The sequence below is a fragment of the Shinella sp. GW821-FHT11G07 genome (assembly GCF_058808115.1).
Window position 1 is genome coordinate 79383 of the sequence record NZ_JBXARJ010000014.1, and the last position, 13869, is coordinate 93251.

The window sequence follows — 13869 nt, forward strand, 5'->3', positions numbered from 1 at the left end:
CCCGTGCGGTGCCTCGACAGTTTGATGCAAAGTGAGTTGAAATTGGAATGAGCCAATGACCTTGACGCAAGCGAAACGCCGAATCACCTTTACGCTAGCCGGTCTTCTGTTGAATGCAGGGGGCGTGTTTGCCGCCTGTGACGGCCGACTTTTCGAAAGTGCGGCCATCATGGCCTCGCTCGTCTGCGTACCGGCCGATGCCAAGCGGATCGTCGTGCTCGACCCGACCTTCAGTCTCGGCATGAGCATCGAGCTTGGTTTGCCTGTTGTTGGTGCCCCGCTTTTCGGCATGAGCGACAAACAGCTGAAAGCGAAAGCCACGGCGCTTTCGGTAGAAGATCTCGGGGCCTTCACCGCGCCTAGCATCGAAAAAGTCGTTGCTCTCAAACCGGACCTGATCATCGGCAGTGGCATGCTGGGCACGGACGTTCTGGCACTCGCATCCCAGATCGCGCCGACCGTTCTGATAACAGCCGAGGACTGGAAGGTCTTCTATCGCACGATCGCGGATATTACTGGTCAGGGTGAAAAGGCCGAGAAGGCAATTGCCGCATTCGAGACACGGCTGGAGGCGCTGAAGAGCCGGCTGCCAGATGTGAGGGTGTCGGTCGTGCGCATCACCGCGTGGGATTTCCAGGTCTATCTGGACGCGCCGAACGCCTACGGCCCCTTCGCTATCTTGCGGGAGGTGGGCGTCAAGCGTCCCGCCTATGAGACCGCAACGGATGGAACGACGTTGAAACGTCCGGACTGGGAGGAACTGGCCGCCCTCGATGGCGACGTCCTGCTTTACATCGTCGGCGGTGCCAACAATTCCGACACGAGCGGGCGCCATGAGGAGGTGCTGGACAATCCCTTGTGGCAGATGTTGCCAGCCGTTGCCGCCGGCAAGGTTCACCGCGTGGATGCGGCGACATGGATGGAGTTTTCCGGCCTGTCCTCGGCAAGCCGCGTGCTGGACGACATCGAGCGCTACATTATCGCCAAGCCATGAGCCATGTATCGATGCAGTCGAGGGTCACGCGAGCCCGCTCGGGTATGGGCGGCAATGGCACGCGCACTCTTGCCATCCTGTCGGCGGTTTGTCTCTGCTGCCTCACATCGATCTGGGCCATGACGATCGGCAGCATGCCCCTTTCCATGCTAAAGATCGTCGATGCGCTCACGCATTTTGACGGTTCCAGGGAACACCTCATCATTGCCAATGTACGCCTGCCACGCGTATTGGCCGGCCTTCTGGTCGGTGCTTCGCTCGGAGTGGCGGGTACCATCATGCAGGCCGTCACCAACAATCCGCTCGCATCTCCGGATCTGCTTGGCATCAACGCGGGAGCGGCTTTCGCGGTTGTCCTGACGATTGTCTTCGGCGGAGCAAACGCGACCTCCGATCTCATTTTTGCGGCTTTCTTCGGAGCCGCGCTTGCCGCCGTCGTGGTCTACACCATCGGCTCGGTTGGCCGTGGCGGCGCGACGCCGCTGAAGCTCGCCATCGCCGGTGCGATGCTCGGGGCGTTTCTCGCCGCCTTGACGACGTCGATCCTGATTTTCGACCAGAGCACGCTCGACCAGATCCGGCTCTGGATACTCGGGTCATTGGCAGGGCGGACGATGCCGGCATCCCTTGCGGTGGCGCCCTACATCGTGGCAGGGCTGATGGTCTCGCTGGTCATCGGAGGGCAGGTCACGACGCTCAGCCTGGGAAGCGATGTGGCGCGTTCCCTCGGTCAGAGTACGGCCCTTTGGCGGTTTCTGGCGGCAATGCTGGTCGTCGTGCTGGCGGGAAGCGCGGTAGCTCTGGCTGGGCCGGTCGGCTTTGTCGGCCTGGTCGTGCCGCATGTTGCCCGCCTGATCGTTGGGGTCGACTATCGCTGGATCATTCCGTTCAGCGCACCGGCCGGCGCCTTGTTGGTCGTTACCGCGGACGCGCTCGCGCGCTTGCTGCTACCCGGTGAGGGCCTTCCTGTCGGTGCGACGATGGCGCTGGTCGGAGCACCTTTCTTCATCTATCTGGCCCGCTATCGGATCGAGGGCGGGCGATGAATCGGATAAGCGGCGTCCTCCTTGTCATCAGCGCGGTGACCTTCCTCATAGCACTCTGTTTTGGCGACTATCCCGTCGCTCCCGGGGCGGTCTTCGCAGCCCTTCGCGGGGAGGCGCCCGACCAGCAGGTCGCGATGATCGTTCTCGACATCCGCCTACCGCGGGTCATCCTCGCCTTTCTGGTCGGGTCGGCACTGTCGGTCGCCGGGGTGATCGCGCAGGCGACCATGCGCAACCCATTGGCCGAACCGAGCCTTCTCGGCATCAGCAGCGGCGCGGCGGCCGCGGCCACGTTCGTCATCGTGGGGCTCGGCGCTGCAAACGGGCACCTCGTTTCGTTTGCAAGCTTTCTTGGAGCAACAGCCACTTGCTTCGCCATCTGGGCCTTGTCCTGGCGCAACGGCACCTCGTCGCTTCGGATCATCCTAATTGGCATCGGATTGAGCGCGCTTGGAGGATCCGCAACAACGATCCTCACCGCCTTCGGCGATATCGGTGATGTCCAGCGGGCGATGATCTGGTTAGCCGGCAGCATGCAAGGGGCAAACTGGGCGAAGGTGACCGCCTTGTCGCTCTGGCTGCCGCTGCCCTTGGCGGCCGTCTTTCTGTTGGCGCGAGAACTGGACACCATCAGTCTCGATGGGGATACGGCGCGTTCGGTCGGCCAGCGTGTCGATCTTGTGCGCAGCTTGATGATCCTCGCCTGCGCCCTGCTATCGGCTGCGGCCGTCGCGGCGGCTGGGCTGGTTGGCTTCGTCGGACTGGTCGCGCCCCATATGGCGCGTCGTATGGTCGGCTATCGCCATGCCGGCCTGTTGCCCGTTGCGGCACTGCTGGGCGGCTTGCTGGTGGTGGTCGCGGATTTTCTGGGCCGTGTGCTCATCGCACCGGCACAGTTGCCGGCGGGCCTGGTGACGGCACTGATCGGCGTGCCATTTTTTGCATTGCTCCTGTGGAAGAGGCGTCATGGCCCAACCTGAAACGATCGCGGAGAGCCGGCTGTCTTTCGACCGCATTGGCGTCTCCTACGGCAGCACCCCGGTTATCGAAGACCTCAGCCTCGTCGTTCCGCCCCACGCCTTTACGGCGCTCATCGGGCCGAATGGCAGTGGCAAGTCGACCGTGCTGCGCGCACTGGCGCGATTGCTTGAGCCCGGACAGGGACAAGTCCTGCTCGACGGCCGGCCGATCGCTTCCCTCCCGTCGCGCAGTTTCGCGCGTCGCGTGGGCTTGCTCTCGCAAGCGCCCTGCGCACCAGAGGGTTTTACGGTTCGGGACTTGGTCAGGCAGGGACGATATCCGCATCAATCGTTCTTCGGCCGTTGGTCGGCAGAAGATGAGGCCGCCTGCCATGAAGCGCTCCACCTCACCTCGATGCTGGATTTCGCCAACCGGCCGCTCGACAGTCTTTCAGGCGGGCAGCGGCAGCGGACCTGGATCTGCATGGCCCTGGCGCAGGAAACCGATATCCTTCTCCTCGACGAGCCGACCACCTATCTCGATCTCTCGCACCAGATCGAGATACTGGACCTGCTCGATCACCTCGTGCGCGAGCGGGGCAAAACGGTCGTTGCGGTTCTTCACGATCTCAACCAGGCCGCGCGCTACGCCACACGGATGTTTCTGCTCGACAAGGGCCGGATCGTATCGAATGGCACGCCGAACGAGGTGATCACCGCCGAGAATATTGCAACCGTCTTCGGCGTGCATGCTAGCGTCATGCCCGATCCCTTCACGGGTAGCCCCATGTTCATACCATACGTCCGTCAGCCGGAACGCAGTGAAGCGGGGGTGACCCCGTGACGATACCCGAGTTTGCACCTTTGTTTTCGGGCAAGCTCGCCGAACACGGCGCGCTTTTCGTGCTTACAGCCGACACTCCGGCGTCCGTTCCCGGCTCTGCCCTCGCCGACAGGGCGTTTCTCTCTCGACAGCTTTCGCTCTTCGCGGAAACCTACTACCCGGGAGGAGATCGACGCGCGGTCGCCTCTCTGTGGTCAAAGACCTATTTCGCGACCGTAATCCCCCCGTTCATGGCACTTATGCTGGTTCTTCAGCGTGCTGTGCCTATCGATCTCGGCGCGATCGGTTGCACTTTTGCGCCAGACGGCACGATCAAACATATTCACCTCGCCAACACGGGGCGGACCTGCACCGCGGTCGACGCGGAAAGCCGCTTCGGCAACCTTACGGAGAACCATTTCGCACCAGTCATCAAAGCGCTTGCGGCCGAGAGCCGCATATCCGCTCGGGTTTTGTGGAGCAATGCGGGCAACATATTCGACATCGCTACCCGCCGAGGTGAATCGTTTCTCGGCAAAACGGCAGCAGTCGAAGATGCTTTTAGGTTGATGGACTTGCGGCACCTCCACGACGGACGCACCAACACCCTCTACAAGCCCGCGCTTTATACCGATCATCAGGCTGGCGTGGAACGACGTCGGCGCGTTTGCTGCATCCGCTATCTGGTCGATGGCTTGGGATACTGTTCGACGTGTCCTTTATCGGCTGACACACCCGCAGCAGATAAAGGCGTGAATTAGCGTACCTAACGGTTTTTCAGCGAGCCTGATGTCCGCAAGAACGGCGCAGTCGATAGCAAATAAGATGGAACAACTAAACCTCTACACCTTGTCCCGCGGGGGTGGAAAGCTATCTAAACTGCAGGTTGACAGAGGGGGACGTGCTTGACCGAGTGGCTGCAAACGATCGGGGCAAACTTCGACTTCCTTCCGCATCTGGGGTCGCTCCTCTTCGCCTATGTGCTTGCCCTACCGATCGGTTGGGATCGGGAAAAGCACGAGAGAAGTGCCGGGCTCCGGACGTTTCCCCTGGTGGCCATCGCAAGCTGTGGCTTCATTCAGGCGGCGGAACCGCTCATTAGTGGCAACGCTGAAGCCACCGCCCGGATCGTCGAAGGGTTAATCACCGGAATGGGCTTCATCGGAGGCGGCGCCATCCTCGTCGTGAAGGCTAGCGTACGCGGTACGGCAACGGCCGCAAGCCTGTGGGCGACGGGCGCAATCGGAACCGCTGTCGGGCTTGGCTCCTTCGACACAGCAATCGTGCTCTCTCTCGTAACATTTCTGACGTTACGCACCCTCTCAAACCTCAAAGAAGAGGGCAAGGATGACCGCCGGGAGGGCGAATAACGCCTCCTGGGTCGCTGATGACGGTGAAATAACCCACGGAGTTTGCTCGTCGGCTATCTCGCATAGGCTTCATCCATCACTAGCGTTGTTCCGCAGGTCTGACCGTCACAGGATTCGCCCTCTGAACGGCGTTCTGTATTCTGCGCGTCGAGTGCGACCATCCTGACGAACTATCTGCATTTGCCTTTCCGGACTAATCCTCATCAAGACGCTCAGCGCGAAGGCCGCATCGAATGGTTGACACCCAATCGCAGCTCTGCCGCGCCGGCACGTCGCTTCCATGAGGCGGTGGTAAAGATTTTTTGAGGCCGGTTTTCCGCCCAGAATACGCTGACACATTCTTTCCAATTGACTGCAGAGATAAGAACATATAGTGAACGTGCATGAAGAAATCGCTGCAGCAACGCTTGGCCATCCTGTCGGATGCCGCCAAATACGACGCCTCGTGTGCCTCGAGCGGAACGGTCAAGCGCGACTCCGCTCGGACCGGCGGGCTGGGCTCGACGGAAGGGGCGGGGATTTGCCATGCCTATGCGCCGGACGGGCGGTGTATTTCGCTCCTCAAAATCCTTCTCACCAACTTCTGCATTTTCGACTGCGCCTATTGTATCAACCGCTCCTCCAGCAACGTGGAGCGCGCCCGCTTCACGCCGGAGGAGGTTGTGTGGCTGACCCTCGAATTCTATCGACGCAACTATATCGAGGGGCTGTTCCTGTCCTCCGGCATCATCCGCTCGCCGGATCACACGATGAGCGAGATGGTGCGGGTGGCGCGGGACCTGCGCACCGTGCACGGTTTTCGCGGCTACATCCACCTGAAGTCGATTCCCGATGCTGCTCCGGGGCTGATCGAGGAGGCCGGGCTTTATGCCGATCGCCTCTCCCTCAATATCGAACTGCCGACCGATGCCGGCATTGGTCGCTTCGCGCCGGAAAAACGTCCCGAGGGAATTCGCCGCGCGATGGGGGAATTGCGCCGGAAGATCGAGGCGGCCGATGACCCGACCTTGCAGACCAAGCGGCGCAAGCGTTTCGTTCCCGGCGGCCAGAGCACGCAGATGATCGTCGGCGCCGATGGTGCGGACGACGCCACTATCCTGAAAACCAGTGCCCGGCTCTATAGCGGCTACGGGCTGAAGCGCGTCTACTATTCGGCCTTCAGCCCCATTCCCGATGCCTCCCATGCGCTGCCGCTCATCAAGCCGCCACTGGTACGCGAGCATCGGCTTTACCAGGCGGACTGGCTCTATCGGTTCTACGGTTTCGGCGTGGAGGAGATCACCGGGGCGACGGGCGGCATGCTGGATCTCGACATGGATCCCAAGCTCGCCTGGGCGCTCGCCAACCGCCAGGATTTTCCGGTCGACGTCAACCGGGCGGAGCGCGAGCGGCTGCTGCGTGTGCCTGGCCTCGGCACGAAGACGGTCATGTCCATTCTCTCCAGCCGCCGGTTCCGGCGTCTCAGGCTCGAGGACCTAGCGCGGCTCGGCGTTTCGCTGCGCAAGGTACGTGCCTTCATCGAGGCGGAGGGCTGGGTGCCGCGGCGGCTCGCCGATCGTGCCGACCTGAAAGCGCTTTTCGCGCCAAAGCCGGAACAACTCTCGTTGCTCTGATGCAGACGATCCCGCTTTCCGGACGAGGCGATTTTTTCGAGTGGCGTGATGCGGCGCGGGCCCTGGCCGCGGCCGGCATTTCGCCCCGCATGGTGGATTGGCGCATCCGTGGCCTAGGCGATGAACTGTTTGCTGCCGATGCGCTGCCGGATTTGCCGAAGCCCGACAAGAGTGCGCCGCCGCTCACCGTGCCGCCCGCGTTCCTGTCCTTGGCCGAGGCGGTCGTCTGTCACACGGAGCCCGGCCGTTTCCACCTGCTCTACAGGCTGCTGTGGCGGCTGCAATCCGACCGCCACCTGCTGGAACTGGACGCGGACACGGATGTCGCCTGGGCACGGTTGCTTGCCAAGAACGTCAATCGCGACGGCCACAAGATGACGGCTTTCGTGCGCTTCAAAGAGATCGGCGGCCAGATGAACGGCCGGCGGCGCTTCTTCGCCTGGTTCGAGCCGTCCCATTTCGTCGTCGCACGGACTGCACCCTTCTTCCGCCGGCGCTTTGCCGACATGGACTGGATTATCGCGACGCCGAACGGCACGGCCAGTTGGGATGGCGGCAGCCTGATCTTCGATGCCCGGCCGGGCGAAAATCCTGGTCATGGCGATCCGACGGACGATCTCTGGCGGACCTATTATGCGAGCATTTTCAATCCGGCCCGCCTCAAGCTGAAAGCCATGCAGGCGGAAATGCCGAAGAAATACTGGCGCAACCTGCCGGAGGCGGATCTCATTCCCGGCATGATCGCCAATGCCGAGGCCAATGTGCGGGCCATGGCCGAACAGGCGGCGAAAGATCCGCGGTTGTTTCACTACCGTCTTCAGGAAACGGCGCAGGCCATGCCCAGGATCGAGCCTCTTGGAGCCGGGACCATCGAGGCGCTGCGGGAGGAGGCGCGCGGCTGCACGCGCTGCCCGCTGCATTGCATGGCAACGCAGACCGTTTTCGGCGAAGGGCCGCAAGGTGCGCCTCTGATGATGGTGGGCGAGCAGCCGGGCGATCAGGAGGACCTTGCCGGTCGCCCGTTCGTCGGCCCGGCGGGAAAGGTCTTCGATGCGGTGCTGAAAGAGGCGGGCCTCGCCCGCGATGCCGTCTACCTCACCAATGCTGTCAAGCATTTCAAGTATGAGCCACGCGGCAAGCGGCGCATCCATGAGAAGCCCAACAAGGGGGAGATCGACCATTGCCGCTGGTGGCTGGCAAAGGAGGTGGAGCTTATCAAGCCGCGCCTTGTCGTTTCGCTGGGCGCCACCGCGCTCTATGCGCTGAGCGGGGAGCGCAAGCCACTTGACCAAGTGCGCGGCAAGACGCTCACCATGCAAGGCAACATCGTGCTCTACCCGACCATCCACCCCTCCTACCTGCTCCGCGTGCCGGACGGGGCCGAACGCCGGTACCAACAGGCCCGCTTCGTTGAGGACATAAGGCATGTTCGGCAGTTGGTGGAGAGGCTTGAGGCGCTGTAGTGAGCCGGCGACGTGTCCTTGCATTAAAGCTGGATCGTTCCGTTCTCCTCGCCATCCCAGTACTGCACGCGCTTGCCCTGGACCTTGATCAGCACGAGGCCGGGCGTTTCAACACCTTGCGGGAACCAGCGGTCAAGATCAGGTACCCAGTGCTCCTCGAACTGAGCCATGTCGCGAATGAGGCTTGCTTCGCCTTCGATCGATATGAACATGCCGGGCTTTCCAAGCAGGCTCGGCGGTTCCGTGAAGGACAGCGTTACGTGCGCATCACGGCCGATATCGGCGACCTTGTTGGTATCGGTAAAGGAAAAGAACCAGGAGTCGCCATCGTACTCGACATCGCCATTGTTGCTCATCGGGCGATTGGTGATAGCCCCCGATCCTCCGTGGGTCGACATCATGCAGAAGTCGATCTTCTTCAGCTTTCGGGCGATATCGGCAAGCAGAGTCTCGGACATGGCGCAGAACCTTCGAAAAAGAGTGAGACGCGTACACTTGCGCGCCTGAGTGCATTTCGCTGGCCGTGGTGAGAAAGCGGAAAACCACAATGTCCATGTTTCTCGTCCAACCGACACAGCCCGCGCTAGTGAAGGAAATGGAGAAGGTGCTGGAAGGTTCCGCGGGATTACACTGGGCCAAATACGAGCCCGATTTGACCCGAGGGCCATTCGAGGGCGTTGTCACTTGGCACTTAAATGTGAGAGTGCGGCTGTTTAGTCGAGTTGGGCGACGACTTGCATTTCGCTTCGCATTTTTTCTTGGGCGGCAGGGAACAATCTCTTCGTTCCGGAGTTGACTATGGTCAAGACGCATCTTGCCCGCTTCGGCGGGGCTTCTTTCCGGTCACGGTTAGAGGCGAAGCGTCGCGGCGAGCGCCGCCACCGGGAGGTCGGTAACGCCAAGGACCCCCATGATCATGAGCTTCCATCGCTCCGCCTCGTCCTTGAGGGCCTAATTCCCGATATTATTCTGAACCGTAAGCGCGGTCCCGCCCGCAACTTGACCGCGACGCTGTGGCCGGGGGCGGCGGCTTCGCGTAAATACTGGACATTTTCGGTCGTCTCACGTCATTCCTTTGACCGCTCCAGGAAATCCTCCACGACGTTCGACATGTCGATCGAGGAGCCACGTTGTATTGGTGGGAATTGAGCTAAGGTCTTCAGGTGGTCGCCAACGAGTCCGCATCCATTGCGCCTTGGGCAATTCATCGAGCAAGGTGGCTGCGTCGGTATAATCTCGCTGATCTGACCCGCGGCTCTGAAGACGTAGAGCGGTCTGCCATCGGCATCGGCATGCAGCTTTGTATTCTTGCTGCTTTTCGTGTGCCCGATCAGTCGTGCAAGCCTCCCTTTCTAGGCGCAGGCTCGAGGCCGTGCAGTGCGCTTTCAAACAGGGAAAAGTCGAAAGTACTTCCGGCTGACTGATAAATGCCTGCTGGTACCATTTCAGCCGAAGAGCAACTCGAGATGACAAGAAGATTGCTTCTTTGCCGACAATATTTTGATTTGTCGGCACGCAGATTTTGCATAATCGGTAGTTCGTATCCCTAAACAATACCGCAGCGCCCGCACAGGCACATCAATTCGAAAGCAGGAAATCGGCGCAGCGTTCCGCTATCATGATGCAGGGCGCGTTCGTATTGCCACTTACAAGTGTTGGCATGATGGAGGCATCGGCTACCCGAAGGCCTGGCACACCGTGAATACGGAGACGATCGTCGACGACCGCCAACGGATCCCGCCCCATCTTGCAGGTGCCGGCCGGGTGATAGACGGTTTTGGCGTTCGCCCGTGCATGAGACTCCAGGTCGGTATCCGCAGATGCTTCATGTCCAGGCGCGAATTCTCTGAAGCCAAGCGCCTTCATTGCGGGAGCGGCGAGGATTTTGCGCGAGAGCTTGATGCCGCGCACCAGCGTGTCGACATCCTCCTGGGCGACCAGGTTGTTGCCGACGAAATGGACCGCATCCTCTACGCGGCCGCTGCGCAGGGAGACCTTGCCCCTTGAGGCGGGGCGTAGAATGCAGGGATTTATCGAGACGCCGTGGCCGTCCATTTGTCCGCGCGTCGCGTCGCCGACAAGGGTCGGGGTGACGTGGATCTGCACATCGGGACGCCCGCAGCCGCTCGTATCGATAAAGCCGCCGCTTTCTACGACGTTTGAGGATAACAGACCGGATCTCCCGAACAGATACTGCAAAGCGTTGGTGACGGCCTTCAGGCCTTTGTCCTGATCCTTCAGGGAAATGGGCCTGTCGGTGACGCCGTAGACGGAAACAGCGATGTGGTCTTGAAAATTTTCGCCGACGCCGGGCAGGTCGCGGATGACCGGGATGCCATGCCGCGAGAGCATGTCGCCAGGCCCGATGCCCGACAACATCAGAATCTTCGGTGTGGCGAGTGCTCCGGCGCACAGGATGACCTCTTCTCTAGCCCGGGCTTCGACCATGTTGCCGTCCCGTTGCCGGTAGGCAAGGCCAACGGCGGCTCCGTTCTCCAGGATGATCTTGGTTGCGATACTCTCGATGCTGACATCCAGCAGGGGAGAGCGGCGCACGGCCTTGAGATAGGTGGCGGCCGTCGAGCCGCGCCGGGCATTTGTCGTCGTCGTCTGGTAGAAGCCGACGCCGTCCTGCCGGGCGCCGTTGAAATCGTGCGAATAGGCAAGGCCTACCTGCTGCGCGGCCTTGACGAATGCCGTGCTGATCGGATGGCGGAAACGTGGTTCCGAAACCTTCAGCAGCCCCCCGGTACCATGATAGTCGTCGGCGAGCACCTCGTTGTCCTCCGAACGGCGGAAGACGGGCAGCACGTCTTCGTAGCCCCACCCTTCGCAGCCGAGGTCGCGCCAGGTATCGTAGTCCTCGGCCTGTCCGCGGATATAGATCATGGCGTTGACAGATGAGCCGCCGCCCAGCGTCCGACCCTGTGGCACGACGAGCACGCGGTTGTTGGCGCCCGGCTCCGGCTCGGTGGCATACATGAAGGTCCGCTTCGTGCCGAGCACCTTCACGAAGGTGGCGGGGATGTGGATGTAAGGCGTGTTGTCGGCTGGTCCCGCTTCGAGAAGCAGGACGCTTTTGCCCGCCGTCACGAGCCGGTTTGCCAGAACACAGCCCGAAGAACCGCCGCCGGCAATGATGTAGTCGTAGCTTTTCATGGCCTGTTACTCTGGTGCCGCCGTGGTTCAGACGCCGATGTGGCTGACGAACTTCGTCGTGAGATAGGAATCCAGCGTCTCGCTGCCGCCCTCGCTGCCGTAGCCGCTTTCCTTGATGCCGCCGAACGGCGTTTCCGCTGCGGCAAGGCCGAAGTGGTTGATGGAGATCATGCCGGCTTCGAGTTCGGCGGAGAACCGGTCGGCCGTGGCGAGCGACCGTGTGAAGCCGAAGGCTGCGAGGCCGAAGGGCAGGCGGTTGGACCGCCGGATTGCCTCGTCGATGCTGGAAACGGGCACGAGTGCTGCGAGCGGCCCGAAGGGCTCGTCGTTCATGATGGCGGCTTCCTCCGGCACGTCGGACAGCACCGTCGGCTCGAAGAAATAGCCGCTGTTGCCGATGCGCTTGCCGCCGCATTCGAGCAGTGCGCCCTGTGAGACGGCATCATCGACGAAGCGCGCCATCGCATCGAGCCGCCGGGCGTGGGTCAGCGGTCCCATCTGCACGCCGTCCGACAGACCGTCACCGACCTTGATCGCCTTGGCGCCGGCAACGAAGCCGGCGCGGAAGGCATCATAGACCTCCTGCTCGATGTAGAAGCGCGTGGGTGCGGCGCAGACCTGGCCGGCATTGCGGTATTTCAGCATCAGCCCGAGTTTGACCGCCGCCTCGACATCGGCGTCCTCCGCGACGATGTAGGGCGCGTGGCCGCCGAGCTCCATCGTCGCGCGCTTGATGCCGGCCGCCGCCATTGCCGCGAGCTTCTTGCCGACTGGAACCGAGCCGGTGAACGAGATCTTGCGGGTGACCGGCGAGGCGATGAGATGCTCGGAGACTTCGGCCGCCGGGCCGAAGACGATGCCGAGAACGCCGGATGGCAGTCCGGCGTCCTGGAAGGCGCGGGCAAGTTCGATACAGGCGGACGGCGCCTCTTCCGGCGGCTTGGCAATGATCGAGCAGCCGCTGGCAAGCGCTGCGGACACCTTGCGCACGAGCTGGTTGATTGGGAAATTCCAGGGCGTGAACGCCGCGACGGGACCGACCGGCTCGCGCAGCACGACCTGCCGTGCCCCGGGCACGCGGGCGGGAATGACACGGCCATAGGCGCGCCGGCCTTCCTCGGCATGCCATTCGATGTGCTCGGCGGCGGCATTAGCCTCGCCGCGCGCTTCGGCGATCGGCTTCCCTTGTTCGCGGGACATGAGCTGCGCCATGGTTTCCGCGCGCTCGCGGACCAGGGCCGCCGCCCTGTGCATGATCTTCGCGCGCTCGAGGGCGGTCGTCCTGCGCCAGGTCTCAAAACCTTGTTGCGCGGCTTCGAGCGCCTCATCGAGATCGGCGTTTTCGCAGAGCGCCAATGTCGCGATCACCTCGCCGCTTGCCGGATTGCGGACCTCCACCGAGCGATTGCCGGCAGGCGCGCGCCATTCGCCATTGATGAGAAGCGGTTTATCCAGCATGGCTCAGTCCTTCATGAGAGAGTGTCTTAGGGCGGGGCAGGGCGGCAACGACCGCTGCATAGTCCCGCGCAATGGAGGCGACGATATCCGCCGCCGGAGAAATGTCGTTGACGAGACCTGCGCTCTGGCCAGCTTCGATTTTGCCGCCCTCGATGTCACCGTCGAAGGCTGCTGCCTTAAGCGAAGCGGCGGCGAAGATCGCCTTGCGTTCGTCAAAAGGACGTCCTTCCGCCTCCGCGATGCTTATCCGCTCGGCAAAGCCGTTGCGCAGCACGCGGATCATGCCAAGCCCATGGCCGACGACCATCGTGTCGGCGACGGAAGCGGAAAGCAGCTGCTGGCTATAGGCGGCGTGCAGGCGCGCTTCGCGCGACAGCATGAAGCGGGTGCCGAACTGCGCCGCACCGGCACCCAATGCCAGCGCGGCCGCTAGGCCCTGTCCATCGGCAAAGCCCCCGCTCAGGATGAGCGGCATGCCTGGTACCGCCTTGGCGATCGCACGACCGAGAACCAGTGTGGAGACGAGGTCCGGCGGCGGATGCCCGCCTGCTTCCCCGCCGACGGCGATCAGGCCGTCGACGCCAGCCGATGCTGCCTTGACAGCGTGTTCCTCGCCGGCGACGACATGCAGGCAGACCGTGCCGATGGCCTTGAACCGTTCGAGATAACGCTTCGGCCCACCCTGCGAGGCGATGAGGACCGGCACACGCTTTTCGACGAGCATGTCCATGATTTCGTCGGCGCCCTTGCGGTAGAGCGGCAGGTTGACGGCGAAGGGCCGATCCGTGCCGGCCCGCACCGCGTCGATTGCCGCCGCAAGGTCATGCGCATACATGGGACCGGCGGCGATCACGCCGAGGCCCCCTGCCGCCGAGACGGCGAGCGGCAGCGCGGAATTCGACGATGCCCAGGACATGCCGGCCTGGATGATCGGAAGGTCGATGCCGAGAAGGCGGGTCACGTTGGTTTCGATCCGCATGTCCG

General features: G+C 62.3%; 13 protein-coding genes and 1 pseudogene. 9 read left to right on the forward strand and 5 right to left on the reverse strand.

Translation table 11 applies throughout. The annotated features are described in order from the left end of the window. Positions 1–55 precede the first annotated feature (55 nt). From AC1RT2_RS24330 to AC1RT2_RS24365, 8 genes are all read left to right on the forward strand, one after another. A complete protein-coding gene (locus tag AC1RT2_RS24330) occupies positions 56–994 on the forward strand; it encodes an iron-siderophore ABC transporter substrate-binding protein (RefSeq protein ID WP_493106041.1) in 939 nt (312 codons plus the stop codon). Positions 995–1038: 44 nt separating this feature from the next. Then, positions 1039–2040: a FecCD family ABC transporter permease gene (locus AC1RT2_RS24335; RefSeq protein ID WP_493106216.1), complete on the forward strand. Its 1002-nt coding sequence runs from the start codon at positions 1039–1041 to the stop codon at positions 2038–2040. Then, positions 2037–3020: a FecCD family ABC transporter permease gene (locus tag AC1RT2_RS24340; protein WP_493106043.1), complete on the forward strand. Its 984-nt coding sequence runs from the start codon at positions 2037–2039 to the stop codon at positions 3018–3020. The genes AC1RT2_RS24335 and AC1RT2_RS24340 overlap by 4 nt, the downstream gene beginning before the upstream one ends. Further along, positions 3007–3843, forward strand: coding sequence for an ABC transporter ATP-binding protein (locus AC1RT2_RS24345; protein ID WP_493106045.1), 837 nt, complete (start codon positions 3007–3009; stop codon positions 3841–3843). Before AC1RT2_RS24340 ends, AC1RT2_RS24345 begins: the two co-directional genes overlap by 14 nt. Continuing rightward, the gene (gene fhuF, locus AC1RT2_RS24350; RefSeq protein WP_493106047.1) at positions 3840–4583 is read left to right on the forward strand and encodes a siderophore-iron reductase FhuF; all 744 of its coding nucleotides are present in this window, start codon (positions 3840–3842) and stop codon (positions 4581–4583) included. Before AC1RT2_RS24345 ends, fhuF begins: the two co-directional genes overlap by 4 nt. Before the next feature lie 144 nt (positions 4584–4727). Further along, the gene (locus AC1RT2_RS24355) at positions 4728–5192 is read left to right on the forward strand and encodes an MgtC/SapB family protein (RefSeq protein WP_069062409.1); all 465 of its coding nucleotides are present in this window, start codon (positions 4728–4730) and stop codon (positions 5190–5192) included. Between the two features lie 383 nt (positions 5193–5575). After that, on the forward strand, positions 5576–6805 hold the full coding sequence (locus AC1RT2_RS24360) for a putative DNA modification/repair radical SAM protein (protein WP_493106049.1): 1230 nt from the start codon (positions 5576–5578) through the stop codon (positions 6803–6805). Further along, positions 6805–8268, forward strand: a complete 1464-nt coding sequence (locus tag AC1RT2_RS24365; RefSeq protein ID WP_493106051.1) for a UdgX family uracil-DNA binding protein — start codon at positions 6805–6807, stop codon at positions 8266–8268. The genes AC1RT2_RS24360 and AC1RT2_RS24365 overlap by 1 nt, the downstream gene beginning before the upstream one ends. 23 nt (positions 8269–8291) lie before the next feature. Here AC1RT2_RS24365 and AC1RT2_RS24370 read toward each other — a convergent pair whose 3' ends face one another. Further along, complete coding sequence (locus AC1RT2_RS24370) at positions 8292–8726, reverse strand: pyridoxamine 5'-phosphate oxidase family protein (RefSeq protein ID WP_493106053.1); 435 nt, start codon at positions 8724–8726, stop codon at positions 8292–8294. Between the two features lie 340 nt (positions 8727–9066). On the opposite strand from AC1RT2_RS24370, the gene AC1RT2_RS24375 reads away from it, so the two are divergent. Beyond that, positions 9067–9417: a hypothetical protein gene (locus AC1RT2_RS24375; protein WP_493106226.1), complete on the forward strand. Its 351-nt coding sequence runs from the start codon at positions 9067–9069 to the stop codon at positions 9415–9417. Positions 9418–9450: 33 nt separating this feature from the next. Here the strand turns inward: AC1RT2_RS24375 and AC1RT2_RS24380 are convergent. The 4 genes and pseudogenes from AC1RT2_RS24380 to AC1RT2_RS24395 all read right to left on the reverse strand — a co-directional run. Continuing rightward, a pseudogene (locus AC1RT2_RS24380) lies at positions 9451–9657 on the reverse strand (IS5/IS1182 family transposase); the annotation flags it as partial. A gap of 189 nt (positions 9658–9846) precedes the next feature. Next, positions 9847–11427, reverse strand: coding sequence for a GMC family oxidoreductase (locus AC1RT2_RS24385; RefSeq protein WP_493106055.1), 1581 nt, complete (start codon positions 11425–11427; stop codon positions 9847–9849). A 27-nt stretch (positions 11428–11454) separates the two neighbouring features. Beyond that, on the reverse strand, positions 11455–12885 hold the full coding sequence (locus AC1RT2_RS24390; RefSeq protein ID WP_493106057.1) for an NAD-dependent succinate-semialdehyde dehydrogenase: 1431 nt from the start codon (positions 12883–12885) through the stop codon (positions 11455–11457). After that, positions 12875–13864 carry an NAD(P)H-dependent flavin oxidoreductase gene (locus AC1RT2_RS24395; RefSeq protein WP_493106059.1) on the reverse strand — a complete coding sequence of 330 codons (990 nt, stop codon included), beginning with the start codon at positions 13862–13864 and terminating at the stop codon, positions 12875–12877. Before AC1RT2_RS24395 ends, AC1RT2_RS24390 begins: the two co-directional genes overlap by 11 nt. Between the last annotated feature and the right edge of the window lie 5 nt (positions 13865–13869).